The organism is Streptomyces sp. NPDC088915, from assembly GCF_044749825.1.
GTDB lineage: Bacteria > Actinomycetota > Actinomycetes > Streptomycetales > Streptomycetaceae > Streptomyces.
The window spans coordinates 615,826-629,990 of sequence record NZ_JBIVIR010000001.1 but is presented as its reverse complement, the minus strand read 5'-3'; the positions used below and the strand labels follow the sequence as shown (position 1 = coordinate 629,990).

Below are 14,165 nucleotides of genomic sequence, written 5' to 3'. Positions count from 1 at the left end.
CACCCTCTTTGAGAACGGAACCCATGGGTACGTACGAGTACGTGGTGGCCGACGTCTTCACCGACGTTCCGCTGGAAGGAAACCCGACCGCGGTCTTCCTGGACGCCTCCGGCCTCTCCGCCGAGCGCATGCAGCGGATCGCGCGGGAGATGCAGCTGTCCGAGACCGTCTTCGTCCTCCCCGCCGAGGAGGACGGCGACGTGCGGGTCCGCATCTTCACCCCGGTGAACGAGCTGCCGTTCGCCGGACACCCCACCCTGGGCACGGCCGTGGTGCTCGGCCGGACGCACCCGGCGAAGGACCTCCGGATGGAGACCGGCAGGGGCACCGTGGTCTTCGAGCTGGAACGGGACGACGACGGCCGCACCGTCGCGGCCGTCATGTGGCAGCCCCTGCCCGTCCGGGAGCCCTACGACCGCGCGGACGAACTGCTCGCCGCCCTCGGCCTGACGGACACCGGCAGCACCCTGCCGGTCGAGGTCTACGACAACGGGCCGCGGCACGTGTTCGTCGGCCTGGACGACGTGCCCGCGCTCTCCGCCCTGGAGCCGGACCAGCGGATCCTCGCGCGGCTGCCCGACATGGCGGCCAACTGCTTCGCCGGCTCCGGCACCCGGTGGCGGCTGCGCATGTTCTCGCCCGCCTACGGCGTGGTGGAGGACGCGGCCACCGGGTCGGCCGCGGGCTCGCTCCCCGTACACTTGGCGCTGCACGGACTGATCCCGTTCGGGGAGTGGATCGAGATCCGCCAGGGGGTCGAGATGGGGCGCCCCTCGACGATGCGCGCCCGCGCGACGGGGACGCCGGAACGGATCGAATCGGTCCAGGTGGCGGGGTCCGCCGTGGTCGTCGCCCGGGGCACGCTGTACGCGTAGCCGCCGGGACCGTACGACCGACCTGTCCACCGAGGAAGGGCCGCCGCGCGTGTCCAGCAGAGCACCGTCCCCCGTCCGTCCCGGGCGCCACGGCGTGCCGCGTACCGAAGGGCGGGGGGAGTGAGGGCCGCCGAGGACGACGGGCTGTTCGCGTTACCGACGCCGGACGACGGGCTGTTCGCGCCACCGACGCCGGACGGATCCCCGCCCGCGCCCGTGCGGGCGGACGACCCCCCGCCCGCCGACCCCGTACGGGCGGGCGGGCCGCTGGCGGCCCGGATGCGGCCGCGCACGCTCGCCGAGTTCGTCGGCCAGACGCACCTGCTGCGTCCCGGCGCGCCGCTCCGGCGGCTGGCGGAGGGCGGGGAGGCGGTGTCGGTCCTGCTCCACGGCCCGCCCGGCACCGGGAAGACCACCTTCGCGCGGCTGCTCGCCGGCGCCGCCACCCGGCACTTCGTCGCCCTCTCGGCGCTGTCCAGCGGGGTCAAGGAGCTGCGCGACGCGATGGCCGAAGCGCGCCGCCGCCAGGGCCGCCACCACCAGCAGACCGTGCTGTTCGTCGACGAGGTGCACCGCTTCTCCCGGACCCAGCAGGACGCCCTCCTCGGCGCCGTCGAGGACAGGCTCGTGCTGCTCGTCGCCGCCACCACGGAGAACCCGTCGTTCTCGGTGGTGTCCCCGCTGCTCTCGCGCCTGCTGGTGCTGCGGTTCCGGCACCTGACCGAGGACGAGCTCCGCGAGCTGCTGCGCCGGGCGGTGCGGGACGGGCGCGGCCTCGACGGCGCGGTCACCCTGTCCCCGGAGGCCGAGGACGCCCTCGTACGCCTCGCGGCCGGCGACGCCCGGAGCGCGCTGACCGCGCTGGAGGCGAGCGCCGACGGGGTGACGGGGACGGGCGGCACGGTGGTCGACGTGCCGGCCGTGGAGCGGGCCGTCGCCGAGACGACCGTGCGCTACGACCGGCAGGGCGACCAGCACCACGACGTGGTCAGCGCGTTCATCAAGTCGGTCCGCGGCTCGGACCCCGACGCCGCGCTGCACTACCTGGCGCGCATGCTCGTGGCCGGGGAGGACCCCCGGTTCATCGCCCGGCGGCTGGTGGTGCACGCCAGCGAGGACGTCGGCCTCGCCGACCCCACGGCCCTGCAGGCCGCCGTCGCCGCGGCGCAGACGGTCCAGCTCGTCGGCATGCCCGAGGCGCGCCTCGCCCTGGCCCAGGCCACCGTGCACCTGGCCACGGCGCCGAAGTCGAACACGGTGATCACCGCGATCGACGAGGCGATGGCCGACGTACGGGCGGGCGCCGTCGGCGAGGTCCCCGCCCCTCTGCGGTACAGCCGGTACGCGGGCGCCAGGGAACAGGGCAACGGCGTCGGCTACCGGTACCCCCACCGGGCCTCCGAGGGGGTGCTGGAGCAGCAGTACCCGCCGGACGAGCTGGTGGGGAAGGACTACTACCGCCCCACGGAGCACGGCGGGGAGCGCGCCCTGCGCGAACGCCTCGCCCGGCTCCGCCGCGCCGTCCGTGGCGCCCGTGGCGTCCGTGACGAGGAGCGGTAGGCGCCGGGAACGCGCCCCGGGCACACCGGAGCGCCGGCCCCGCGTCCGTGGGGCCGGCGCTCCGAGGGGCGTCACGCGACGGCGGTGCCCTCGAGCTCGATCATCTGGCCGGGGACGGCCAGGCGCGTCACGCCGAGCATGGTGGTGGTCGGCGCGATGCCGGCGGCGCCCAGGCGGCCCGCCAGTACGCCGTAGTGCTGGAAGAGGAGGTCGACGTCGGTCGTGTAGACGTTCAGCCGGACGAGGTTCGCCAGGGACATGCCGGCCTCGGCGAGGACCGCCTCGACGTTGTCGATGCTCAGCGCCAGCTGCGCCGCCATGTCGCCCTCGTGCTCCGGCCTGCCCTCCTTGCTCATCGCCGTCTGGCCGGAGATGTACAGGGTGCGCGAGTGCCCGGAGACGACCTCACCCTGGTTGAAGCCCATGTCGACCGACCATGACACCGGGTTGACCGCGTTACGTTCCATTGCCGCACCTGCTCCGTTCGGTTCACTGACACTGCGGACGCCCATCGACTCGGCAGCCGCCGGGACCTGACGCCGTGTGAAGGAGCCTGCCAACAAAACGTGACACCTATGGTCATGTATTTCGTTAGTGTTTTCTCATGCGCGCCGACCGGCTGGTCTCCCTGGTCCTCCTGCTGCGCCAGCGCGGTCGGATGACCGCGGACGCGCTCGCCCGCGAGCTGGAGGTCTCCACGCGAACGGTGCTGCGCGACATCGAGGCGCTGTCGGTGGCCGGCGTCCCGGTCTACGCCGAGCGCGGCCGGCACGGCGGGTTCGCGCTGCTGCCCGACTTCCAGACGGCGCTCACCGGGCTGAACCACGACGAGGCCCTCGCCCTGCTGGTCGCCGGATCACGGCGCGGCGCGCAGGTGTTCGGCCTCGGCTCGGCGCTCGCCTCGGCCATGCTCAAGGTGGTCGACGCCCTGCCCGAGGGCCTGCGGGACAACGCGGCCGGAGCGGCGCAGCGCCTGCTCGTCGACCCGGAGACCGACCTCCTCTCGCGCCGGGTGGCCCCCGAGGAGCTCTCCGACGCCGTCGTGGCCGAGGTCCGGCGCGCGGTGCTCGCGGGCCACCGGCTGCGCATCCGCTACGAGGCCGTGGGCCAGGCCCCGAAGTGGCGCACCGTGGATCCGATCGGCCTGGTCACCGTACGCGAACAGGGCTATCTGCTGGCCAGGCGGGCCGACGAGGACCGCACGTACCGGCTGTCGCGCGTCCTGGCCGCCGAGGAGCTCGACGAACCGGCGCGGCGCCCGGACACGGTCGACCTGGACCGGGCCTGGCAGGAGCGCAACGCGCGGTTCCGGACCGGCGGCGACAAGGTCGCCGTGCTCGTACGGGTGGCCCCGGCGCGCCGCGAGCACCTGGTCGGCACCGCCCTCGCCGTCTGCGCCGAGGAGACCGACGCGGACGGCTGGATGCGTCTGAACGTGATCTTCCAGGACTCCCGCCACGCCGAATGGGCCCTGTGGCAGCACGCCGTGGACGTGGAGGTCCTCGCCCCGCAGTGGCTGCGCACCACCCTGCACGAACGCGCCGTCACGATCGCCACCCGCTACGCCCGCCCCGACACGCCCCCGAACCACCCCGCCCGGAACCACCCCGAAAACCACGAAACCCCAGACCGGACGAGTCCGACCTGGGGTTCCCACTGAGCCGCCTTCGGGATTCGAACCCGAGACCTACGCATTACGAGTGCGTTGCTCTGGCCAACTGAGCTAAGGCGGCAAGCCGTGCGGTCCCATGGTGGGTGCAGCGGCGTCGCCAAGTCTACACAGTTTCCGGGGGTGCTCCGACCACCCCCGGGGAGGGCCTACGAGCAGCGCTTTCCGTCCGTCGGAGGGGTGCCTTCGAGGAGGTAGGTGTTGATCGCCGTGTCGACGCAGTCGCTGCCCCGGCCGTATGCGGTGTGGCCGTCGCCCTCGTAGGTCAGGAGGGTCCCGGAGGAGAGCTGGCCGGCGAGGGACTCGGCCCACTTGTACGGGGTGGCCGGGTCGCGGGTCGTGCCGACGACGAGGATCGGAGCGGCGCCCCCGGCGGTGATGCGGTGGGGGCGGCCGGTGGCCGGGGCCGGCCAGTAGGTGCAGTTGAGGGCCGCCCAGGCGAGGCCCGCGCCGAAGACCGGGGAGGCCTTCTCGAAGGAGGGGACGGCCTTCGCGGCGTCGGCCGGGCCGCGGTAGGCGGCCGGCAGGTCGAGGCAGTTCACGGCGGCGTTGGCGGCCATGAGGTTGGCGTACTCGCCGTTCGGCTCGCGCTCGTAGTAGCTGTCCGCGAGCGCGAGGAGACCCGCCCCCTGGCCGCCCTTCGCCTGCGTGAGGGCCTCGCGGAGCTGGGGCCAGGCGCCCTCGTCGTACATCGCCGCGATCACGCCCGTGGTGGCGAGGGACTCGCCCAGCTTCCGGCTCTCCCCCGTGGGCAGCGGCTCGGCGTCCACGTCGCGGAAGAACTTCTTCAGCGCCTCGCCGGCCGCCGGGACCGACCCGGTGCCCAGCGGGCAGTCCGGCTTGGTCACGCAGTCGGCGGCGAAGGCGCGGAAGGCGGTCTCGAAGCCGGCGGTCTGGTCGCGGTTGAGGTCGAGCGCGGAGAGCGAGGGGTCCATCGCCCCGTCGAGGACGAGCCGTCCGACCCGGTCGGGGAAGAGCTCGGCGTAGGTGGCGCCCAGGAAGGTGCCGTACGACGCCCCCACGTAGTGGAGCCTCTCGTCGCCGAGGACCGCCCGCAGGACGTCCATGTCGCGGGCCGTCTCGACGGTGGAGACGTGCGGCAGGATCTTCTCCGAGCGCTTCGCGCAGCCGGCCGCGAACTCCTTGAAGGCGGCGCCGAGCGCGTCGGTCTCGGCGGCGTCGTCGGGGGTCTGGTCGACCTGGGTGTACGCGTCCATCCGCGGGCCCGTCAGGCACTCGACCGGCTCGCTGCGGGCCACCCCGCGCGGGTCGACGGCCACCATGTCGTAGCGGGCGCGGACGGGCGCCGGGTAGCCGACGCCCGCGTACCCCTGGAGGTAGCCGACGGCGGAGCCGCCGGGCCCGCCGGGGTTGACCAGGAGCGAGCCGATCCGCTTCCCCGGGCCCGTGGCCCGCACCCGGGAGACCGCCAGGTCGATCTCCCCGGCCTCCGGCTTCGCGTAGTCGAGCGGGGCCTTCAGGGTCGCGCACTGGAAGCCGGTCACGCCGCAGTCGCGCCACTTCAGCTTCTGGGCGTAGAACTTCTTCAGCGCCTCGGGCGCGGCGGAGGGCGCCGACCGGCCCTGGGCCGTCCCGCGGGGCGCGGCGGCGTCGCTCCCGCCCGAGCAGCCGGAGAGGATCAGACCGGCCGCGGCGAGGGCCACGGCGGACGTACGGAGCAAGCGCCTGGAGTCCATCCCCGGAGCGTATCCGGACCGGTACGGAACGTGTCCAATCGTGACGGGTCGCGTACGGGCCGTTCCCAGGCACTCGTCACCGCGCCCGCCGTACCCGCTACCGCAGCGCCATCGTCATCGCCTCCACCGCGAGCAGCGGTGCCACGTTCCGGTCGAGGGCCTCGCGGCAGGCGAGGACGGCCTCGATGCGGCGGAGGGTCCGCTCCGGGGTGGTGTCGCGGGCGACGGTCTCCAGGGCGTCCCGCACGTCCTCGTTCGTCAGGGGCGTGCGGGAGCGGAGCTGGAGGGCGAGCACGTCCCGGTAGAAACCGGTCAGGTCGGTGAGGGCGAGGTCCAGGGTGTCGAGCTGGGTCCGGCGCCCGCGCCGCTTCTGGTTCTCCTCCAGCTCCTTCATCATCCCGGCCGTGCCGCGCGGCATCCGCCCGCCCTGCACGGCCCCGAGCGCCGCCCTCAGCTCCTCGGTCTCCTTCGTGTCGATCTCCTCCGCGACCTGCTTCGCGTCCTCGGCCGCCGTGTCGATCAGCTCCTGGGCGGCCTTGAAGCAGCCGCCGATGTCCGCGACCCGCAGCGGCAGTTTGAGGACGACGGCGCGGCGCGCGCGGGCCCGCTCGTCCGTGGCGAGCCGGCGGGCCCGGCCGACGTGCCCCTGCCCGGCGCGGGCGGCGGCCAGGGCGGTCCCGGGCTCGATGCCGTCGCGCCGCACCAGGACGTCGGCCACGGCCTCCACCGAGGGGGTCCGCAGGTTCAGGTGGCGGCAGCGGGAGCGGATCGTGGGCAGCACGTCGTCCAGGGAGGGGGAGCAGAGCAGCCAGACGGTGCGGGGGGCGGGCTCCTCCACCGCCTTCAGGACGGCGTTGCCCGACCGCTCGTTGAGCCGCTCGGCGTCGGTGACCAGGATGATCTGCCAGCGGCCGTTGGCCGGTGCGGTGAAGGACTTGCGGACGGTGTCGCGCATGTCGCGGACGAGGATCTCCGTACCGACGGCGGAGACCGTCGTGACGTCGGCGTGGGTGCCGATCAGCGCCGTGTGGCAGCCGGTGCAGAAGCCGCAGCCCGGCGTCCCGCCGAGGGCGCGGTCGGGGCTCACGCACTGGAGGGCCGCCGCGAAGGCCCGCGCGGCGTCGACCCGGCCGGCCCCCGGCGGACCGGTGAAGAGCCAGGCGTGGGTCATCTTCGAGGCCTCGGGGACGGGCTCGCCGGCCTCGTGGGCGGTCACGAACGCGTCGGCGTCGCGCGCGGCGGCGGCGAGCTGCTCCTCGACCCGGGTCTGTCCGACCAGGTCGTCCCATACGGCCATGTCTGCCCCTCCTCAGGTACGCCCTCCATTGTGGGGCAGCCCTCTGACAGCCTCCGCGCACAGCCCTTCGGCCGGGAACCGGAAGGTTCCCGGCCGAAGGAGCCGGAAGGGCCGGAAGGTTCCCGGCCGAAGGAGCCGGAAGGGCCGGAAGGTTCCCGGCCGAAGGAGCCGGAAGGGCCGGAAGGGCCGGAAGAGCCGGAAGCCCGGCGGTGTCAGCGGCGCCGCCGGGGCCCCTCCTCCTCGTCCTCGTGCGGGCCGAACAGCTCGTCCGCCAGCGTCGGCAGGTCGTCGAGCGGGGTCTCCTCGGCCCAGTCGGAACGGTGGCGCGGCCGGCCGTTCTCGTCGAGCTGGGGCAGCTCCCTGGTGCGGTCGTTCGCGCCGTGCGGCTCGCCCCGCGGCGCGTCGGCGGAGCCGCCCGCCCGCTCGTCGCGGAAGAAGTCCTTCGGCAACCGCTCGGCGGCGGACTCGGACGCCCGGGGGTCCCGCGAGGGCCGGGGGCTCCGGGGGCTCCGGGGATCCCGTACGGGAGGCAGCACGGCCGTCTCGTCGGCGCCCCGCTCCTCGCGGACCTGCGGCAGCACGGCCGTCTCGTCCGCGCCCCGCTCCTCACGGACCTGCGGCAGCACCGCCGTCTCGTCCGCCCCCCGCTCCTCGCGAACCTGCGGCAGCACCGCCGTCTCGTCCGCCCCCCGCTCCTCACGGACCTGCGGCAGCACAGCGGTCTCCGCCTCCGGCCGGCTCTCCGCCCCCGCTCGGCTCTCCGCCCCCGGCCGTACGGCGGTCTCCGCCCCCGGTCGCACGATCGGCGTGGTCACGGTGACCTCGTCGGGCGAGACGGTCGGGGCGTTCCCGGCGTCCCGCTCCGAGGGGCGCGTTCCGTCCGGCTTCACGACCGGCGTCGGCACGGTGACCTCGTTCGCCGACACCTCGGCGGCGCGGGCGGCACGCTCGGCGGCGGCCTTCGCCGCGACCTCGGCCTTCTTCCGCTCCGCCCTCTCCGCCGCCTCCGCGGCCTTCGCGCGGTCCTCGCGCTCGGCCGCGGCCTCGGCCTCGGCGGCCGCCTTCTCCGCAGCCGCCTTCTCCCGGGCCTCCTGCTCGCGGGCGGCCCGCTCCCGGGCCTCCTTCGCCTCGACCGCCCGCTGGGCCGCCGCCTGCTCCGCCGCGGCGCGCTCGGCGGCGGCCCGTTCGGCCGCGGCCTTCGCCGCCGCCTCGGCCGCGAGCCGCTCCGCCGCCGCCTTCGCCGCGGCCTCCTCCGCCGCCTTCGCGGCAGCGGCGGCCTCGGCGGCACGGCGGGCCTCCTCGGCGCGGAGCAGCGCCTCCTCGGCCTTGCGCTGCTTCTCCAGGCGGCGCGCCTCGGCCTCGGCCCGCAGCCGGGCCTCCTCCTCGGCCTCCTTGCGGAGCCGCTCCTCCTCTTCCTTGCGGGCCTTCTCCTCGGCCGCGAGGCGCCTGCGCTCCTCCTCGGCGGCGCGCTCGGCGGCGATCCGCTCCTCCTCGGCCTTCCGGCGGGCCTCCTCCGCCTTCCGTTCGGCCTCCAGGCGGCGCGCCTCTTCCTCCTCGCGCCGCTTGCGCTCCTCCTCCTCGGCGCGCAGCTTGGCGAGCTGTGCCTGGCGCTCGCGCTCCAGGCGCTCCTCCTCGGCCTTGCGGGCGGCCTCCTCCTCGGCCTTGCGCCGCGCCTCCTCCTCCGCCTTCCGGCGGGCCTCCTCGGCGGCCTTCACCTCGGCCTCGGAGAGCGGCAGCATCCGGTCGAGCCGGTGGCGCACGACGGTGGTGACGGCCTCCGGCTCCTGACCGGCGTCGACGACGAGGTAGCGGCTGGGGTCGGCGGCGGCGAGGGCGAGGAAACCGGCCCGTACGCGCGCGTGGAACTCCGGCGGCTCGGACTCCAGCCGGTCGGGCGCCTCGGTGAACCGTTCCCTCGCCGTCTCCGGGGAGACGTCGAGCACGACGGTCAGGTGCGGGACCAGGCCGTCGGTCGCCCAGCGGGAGATGCGGGCGATCTCGGTCGGGGACAGGTCGCGGCCCGCGCCCTGGTAGGCGACGGACGAGTCGATGTACCGGTCGGAGAGGACGATCGCGCCCCGCTCCAGGGCCGGCCGGACCAGGGAGTCGACGTGCTCGGCGCGGTCGGCCGCGTACAGCAGGGCCTCGGCCCGGTTCGAGAGCCCCGCCGACGACACGTCGAGGAGGATCGAGCGGAGCCGCTTGCCGATCGGGGTGGCGCCGGGCTCGCGGGTGACGACGACCTCGTGGCCCTTGGCGCGGATCCAGTCGGCGAGCGCCTGGACCTGGGTGGACTTCCCGGCGCCGTCGCCGCCCTCCAGGGCGATGAAGAAGCCGGTCCGGGACGGTGCCTGGGCCGGGTCGGAGCCGCGCAGCGCGTCGCGCAGGTCGCGGCGGAGCGGCACGCCCGCCCGGTCGTCGGCCTTCGCGAGGACGAGGGCGGCGACCGGGAGCAGCAGGGCCCCGACGAGCGCGAGCGTGAAGGCGGCGCCGCCGTGCGCGAGGACGGAGCTGCCGGAGCCGATCCGGTGCGGTCCGATCGCGGCGGCGAGCAGCGGGGCGGCGAGCGCGCCGATGCCCATCGCGAGGCGGGCGGTGGCCTGGAGGTGCTCGGTGGTCCGGGCCCGGCGGGGCTCCTCGGTCTCCTGGTCGATCAGGACGTGGCCGGTGTTCGCGGCGACCCCGGCCGCGTATCCGGCGAGGACGGCGAGGAGGAGGACGGTCGCCGTGTCCGGGACCAGGCCCGTGGCGATCAGGGCGACCCCGGTGACGGTGATCGCGAGGGCGAGCAGCCGGCGCCGGGACAGGGCGGGCAGCACGGAGCCGGCGGTGCGGATGCCGACGGCGGTGGCGCCGCTGAGGGCCAGGATCAGGAGGGCGTACGTGACGGGGCCGCCGCCCAGGTCGTCCGCGTGGAGCACGGCGACGGACGCGGCCGCGGCGATCGCCCCGGCGACGGTGGCGCAGGCCAGGACGAGGAGGGTCAGGATCCCGGTACGGCCGGCCTTCTCGGCGCCGCCGCCCTTGCCGCCCTTGTCCGCGCCGCCCTTGTCCGCGCCGCCGTTCCTCGGGTCGCCGTTCTTCGGGTCGGCCTTCCTCGGGTCGGCCTTCTTCGCGGACGGCCGGCGCAGGCCCTCCAGGGGCGAACGGGGCCGGGGCGTCTCCCCGCCGGGCAGCGCCATCGCGTACAGGACGGTGACGGAGGCGGCGAACAGGCCGGCGGCGACGTACGAGCCGAGGGCGGCCCGGTGCAGCGAGAACCAGTCGATCCCGACGCCGAGCAGCTCGCCGACCAGGGTGGCGACGAGCAGGACGACGGCGGCGGCCGGGACGGCGAGGAAACCGGTGCGCTGGGACAGCCGGCGCAGCGCGCCGAGGTGGTCGGGCAGCGGCCGTACGGCGGCGCCCTCCAGGGGCGGGGCGGGCAGCAGCGCGGGCGCGGCGCCCTCGCGGCTGATCGTCCAGAGCCGCTCGGCCGCGCCGGTGACGAAGACGGTGCCGAGCAGGTACCAGAGGGCGCTGCCGGGGGTCCAGTCGATCCACAGGGGCGCGACGACGAGGAGCGCGACCCGCACGCCGTCGGCGCCGATCATGGTCCAGCGCCGGTCGAGCTTCCCGCCGGGCCCGGTGAGCGCGATCAGCGGTCCGAGGAGGACGGCCCCGAAGAGGACGGAGGCGACGAGGCGCGCGCCGACGACGGCGGCCACGGCGAACGCGGCCCCCCGGTAGCCGCCCCCGAGCGCGTCCTCCGTCACGGCCGCCTGGAAACCGAGGAGGACCAGGACGAGGAGGGCGAGGGCGTCGCCGGTACTGCCGAGCAGGTGGGCGCTCCACAGCCGGCGCAGCGGCTGGTGGCGCAAGAGGGCGCGTACGGCGCGCTCCCGGGAATCCGCGACGAGTGCGGCGTCGGAATCGCCGAGACGGTCTGGCTGCTCTGCTCGCGTCATCCGTCCACCCTATCCGGACGCCCTTCCTCCCCGCGGCCTGCGCCCGAACATCCGGACGAGGCTGTGACGGGAGGGCAGGAGGAACGGTGAAGGGGCGGAGACCACCGGTCTCCGCCCCTTCACCACCGTCACAGAACGGCTACTCCACCTTCTCCGCCGCCGAAGCCGCCGCCGTCTTCTTCGCGGCCGCGGTCTTCGTCGCCGCCGTCTTCGTGGCCGCCGTCTTCGACGTCGTCGTCTTCTTCGCCGCCGTCTTCTTGGCGGTGGTCGTCTTCTTCGCGGCGGTCTTCTTCGCCGGGGCCTTCTTCGCCGGGGCCTTCTTGGCGGTCTTCTTCGCCGGCCCCTTGGCCCGCTTCTCCGCGAGCAGCTCGTAGCCGCGCTCGGGCGTGATCGTCTCCACGCTGTCGCCGGTCCGCAGCGTCGCGTTCGTCTCGCCGTCGGTCACGTACGGGCCGAACCGCCCGTCCTTGACGACCACGGGCTTCTCGCTGACCGGGTCGGTGCCCAGCTCCTTCAGCGGCGGCTTGGCCGCGGCCCGGCCCCGCTGCTTCGGCTGGGCGTAGATCGCGAGGGCCTCGTCGAGCGTGATCGTGAAGAGCTGCTCCTCGTCGGTGAGCGACCGCGAGTCCGTGCCCTTCTTCAGGTACGGGCCGTAGCGGCCGTTCTGCGCGGTGATCTCGACGCCCTCGGCGTCCGCGCCGACGACCCGGGGCAGGGACATCAGCTTGAGCGCGTCCTCCAGGGTCACCGTGTCGAGGGACATCGACTTGAAGAGCGAGGCCGTGCGCGGCTTGACCGCGTTCTTGCCGGTCTTCGGGGTGCCCTCGGGCAGGATCTCGGTGACGTACGGGCCGTAACGGCCGTCCTTCGCGACGATCTGGTGGCCGCTGGCGGGGTCGGTGCCCAGCTCGAAGTCGCCGCTCGGCTTGGCGAGCAGCTCCTCGGCGAGTTCGACGGTCAGCTCGTCGGGCGCGAGGTCGTCGGGGACGTCGGCGCGCTGGTGGCCCTCGGCGTCCTTCTCGCCGCGCTCGACGTACGGGCCGTAGCGGCCGACGCGGAGCACGATGCCGTTGCCGACGGGGAAGGAGGAGATCTCCCGCGCGTCGATGGCGCCGAGGTCGGTGACGAGCTCCTTGAGGCCGCCGAGGTGGTCGCCGTCGCCGTTCCCGGCGTCCGCCGCACCGCCCTCGCCGGGGGTCGCGCCCTCGCCGAAGTAGAAGCGCCTGAGCCACGGCACGGCCTGGGCCTCGCCGCGCGCGATGCGGTCGAGGTCGTCCTCCATGCGGGCGGTGAAGTCGTAGTCGACGAGCCGCCCGAAGTGCTTCTCCAGGAGGTTGACGACGGCGAAGCTCAGGAAGGACGGCACGAGCGCCGTGCCCTTCTTGAAGACGTAGCCGCGGTCGAGGATGGTGCCGATGATCGAGGCGTACGTCGACGGGCGGCCGATCTCGCGCTCTTCCAGCTCCTTGACCAGCGAGGCCTCGGTGTAGCGGGCCGGCGGCTTGGTCGCGTGGCCGTCCGCCGTGATCTCCTCGGCGGTCAGCGGGTCGCCCTCGGCGACCTGCGGCAGGCGCCGCTCGCGGTCGTCGAGCTCGGCGTTCGGGTCGTCGGCCCCCTCCACGTACGCCTTCATGAAGCCGTGGAAGGTGATGGTCTTGCCGGACGCGCTGAACTCGGCGTCGCGGCCGTCGGAGGACCGGCCGCCGATCCTCACGGTGACCGAGTTGCCGGTCGCGTCCTTCATCTGGGAGGCGACGGTCCGCTTCCAGATCAGCTCGTACAGCTTGAACTGGTCGCCGGTCAGACCGGTCTCCGCCGGGGTGCGGAAACGATCACCCGAAGGCCGGATCGCCTCGTGCGCCTCCTGCGCGTTCTTGACCTTGCCGGCGTAGACGCGCGGCTTCTCCGGCAGGTAGTCGGCGCCGTACAGGTGCGTGACCTGCGCCCGGGCCGCCTTGACGGCGGTGTCGGAGAGGATCGTGGAGTCCGTACGCATGTAGGTGATGAAGCCGTTCTCGTACAGCTTCTGCGCCACCTGCATGGTCGCCTTCGCACCGAAGCCCAGCTTGCGGCTCGCCTCCTGCTGGAGGGTCGTGGTCCGGAAGGGGGCGTACGGGGAGCGGCGGTACGGCTTCGACTCGACCGAGCGCACGGCGAAGGCCGTGTCGGCGAGCGCGGCGGCGAGCGCCCGCGCGTTCCGCTCGTCCAGGTGGAGCGCGTTCGCGGTCTTCAGGCGCCCGTCGGGGCCGAAGTCGCGGCCCTGCGCGACGCGCCGGCCGTCGACCGAGGCGAGGCGCGCGACCAGCGAGGACGGGTCGGAGGCGTCACCGGTACGGCCGGTGCCGAAGGTGCCGGTGAGGTCCCAGTACTCGGCGGAGCGGAAGGCGATGCGCTCGCGCTCGCGCTCGACGACGAGCCGGGTGGCGACGGACTGCACGCGGCCCGCCGACAGCTTCGGCATGACCTTCTTCCACAGGACCGGCGAGACCTCGTAGCCGTAGAGGCGGTCGAGGATGCGGCGGGTCTCCTGGGCGTCGACCATGCGCTGGTTGAGCTCGCGCGGGTTGGCGACGGCGGCCCGGATCGCGTCCTTGGTGATCTCGTGGAAGACCATCCGGTGGACCGGGACCTTGGGCTTCAGGACCTCCTGGAGGTGCCACGCGATGGCCTCGCCCTCGCGGTCCTCATCGGTGGCGAGGTAGAGCTCGTCGGACTCGGCGAGCAGCTCCTTGAGCTTCCTGACCTGCGCCTTCTTGTCGGCGTTGACGACGTAGACGGGCTGGAAGTCGTGCTCGACGTCGACCCCGAGGCGGCGCACCTCGCCGGTGTACTTCTCGGGCACCTCGGCGGCGCCGCTGGGGAGGTCGCGGATGTGCCCGACGCTCGCCTCGACGACGTAGCCGGGGCCGAGGTAGCCCTTGATCGTCTTCGCCTTGGCAGGCGACTCGACGATGACGAGTCGGCGGCCGCCGTGTGCGGTCTCGCTGGTCGGGGACAACTTCGCTCTTCTCTCCGGTTCGGCACTCTCTGGACACGTACGGGGCGCACGTACGGGACGCGTACCGGGCCCGTACGGCACCGGCACGCACGGCAGCGGCACGGACGGTGACGCTCCCGTCG

General features: G+C 74.4%; 8 protein-coding genes and 1 tRNA gene. 3 read left to right on the top strand and 6 right to left on the bottom strand.

The features are described 5' to 3' along the window. Nucleotides 1-23: 23 nt before the first annotated feature. Together ACIP5O_RS03010 and ACIP5O_RS03005 are read left to right on the top strand one after the other, a co-directional pair. Nucleotides 24-875, top strand: a complete 852-nt coding sequence (locus ACIP5O_RS03010) for a PhzF family phenazine biosynthesis protein (RefSeq protein ID WP_401287811.1) — start codon at nt 24-26, stop codon at nt 873-875. 174 nt (nt 876-1,049) lie between these two features. Then, nucleotides 1,050-2,435: a replication-associated recombination protein A gene (locus ACIP5O_RS03005; RefSeq protein WP_401288134.1), complete on the top strand. Its 1,386-nt coding sequence runs from the start codon at nt 1,050-1,052 to the stop codon at nt 2,433-2,435. Nucleotides 2,436-2,506: 71 nt separating this feature from the next. On the opposite strand, the gene ACIP5O_RS03000 is transcribed toward ACIP5O_RS03005, so the two are convergent. Beyond that, on the bottom strand, nt 2,507-2,902 hold the full coding sequence (locus ACIP5O_RS03000; protein ID WP_356539169.1) for a RidA family protein: 396 nt from the start codon (nt 2,900-2,902) through the stop codon (nt 2,507-2,509). A 137-nt stretch (nt 2,903-3,039) separates the two neighbouring features. On the opposite strand from ACIP5O_RS03000, the gene ACIP5O_RS02995 reads away from it, so the two are divergent. Then, complete coding sequence (locus ACIP5O_RS02995) at nt 3,040-4,095, top strand: helix-turn-helix transcriptional regulator (RefSeq protein WP_401287808.1); 1,056 nt, start codon at nt 3,040-3,042, stop codon at nt 4,093-4,095. On the opposite strand, the gene ACIP5O_RS02990 is transcribed toward ACIP5O_RS02995, so the two are convergent. The 5 genes from ACIP5O_RS02990 to topA all read right to left on the bottom strand — a co-directional run bounded on the left by ACIP5O_RS02990 (nt 4,095) and on the right by topA (nt 14,043). Beyond that, nucleotides 4,095-4,168, bottom strand: a tRNA-Thr gene (locus tag ACIP5O_RS02990). The genes ACIP5O_RS02995 and ACIP5O_RS02990 overlap by 1 nt on opposite strands. Nucleotides 4,169-4,253: 85 nt before the next feature. After that, nucleotides 4,254-5,801, bottom strand: coding sequence for an alpha/beta hydrolase (locus tag ACIP5O_RS02985; protein WP_401287806.1), 1,548 nt, complete (start codon nt 5,799-5,801; stop codon nt 4,254-4,256). A 97-nt stretch (nt 5,802-5,898) separates the two neighbouring features. Continuing rightward, a complete protein-coding gene (locus ACIP5O_RS02980) occupies nt 5,899-7,098 on the bottom strand; it encodes a DNA polymerase III subunit delta' (protein WP_401287803.1) in 1,200 nt (399 codons plus the stop codon). Nucleotides 7,099-7,310: 212 nt separating this feature from the next. Beyond that, a complete protein-coding gene (gene tmk / locus ACIP5O_RS02975; protein ID WP_401287801.1) occupies nt 7,311-11,045 on the bottom strand; it encodes a dTMP kinase in 3,735 nt (1,244 codons plus the stop codon). Between the two features lie 139 nt (nt 11,046-11,184). Then, the gene (gene topA / locus ACIP5O_RS02970; protein WP_401287799.1) at nt 11,185-14,043 is read right to left on the bottom strand and encodes a type I DNA topoisomerase; all 2,859 of its coding nucleotides are present in this window, start codon (nt 14,041-14,043) and stop codon (nt 11,185-11,187) included. Nucleotides 14,044-14,165: the final 122 nt, after the last annotated feature.

What these genes read in the sequence shown, in the direction of transcription:
- ACIP5O_RS03010 (WP_401287811.1), top strand. Translation starts at nt 24, where the DNA reads ATGGGTACGTACGAGTACGTGGTGGCCGACGTCTTCACCGACGTTCCG.
- ACIP5O_RS03000 (WP_356539169.1), bottom strand. Translation starts at nt 2,902, where the DNA reads ATGGAACGTAACGCGGTCAACCCGGTGTCATGGTCGGTCGACATGGGC.
- ACIP5O_RS02995 (WP_401287808.1), top strand. Translation starts at nt 3,040, where the DNA reads ATGCGCGCCGACCGGCTGGTCTCCCTGGTCCTCCTGCTGCGCCAGCGC.
- ACIP5O_RS02985 (WP_401287806.1), bottom strand. Translation starts at nt 5,801, where the DNA reads ATGGACTCCAGGCGCTTGCTCCGTACGTCCGCCGTGGCCCTCGCCGCG.
- ACIP5O_RS02980 (WP_401287803.1), bottom strand. Translation starts at nt 7,098, where the DNA reads ATGGCCGTATGGGACGACCTGGTCGGACAGACCCGGGTCGAGGAGCAG.
- tmk (WP_401287801.1), bottom strand. Translation starts at nt 11,045, where the DNA reads ATGACGCGAGCAGAGCAGCCAGACCGTCTCGGCGATTCCGACGCCGCA.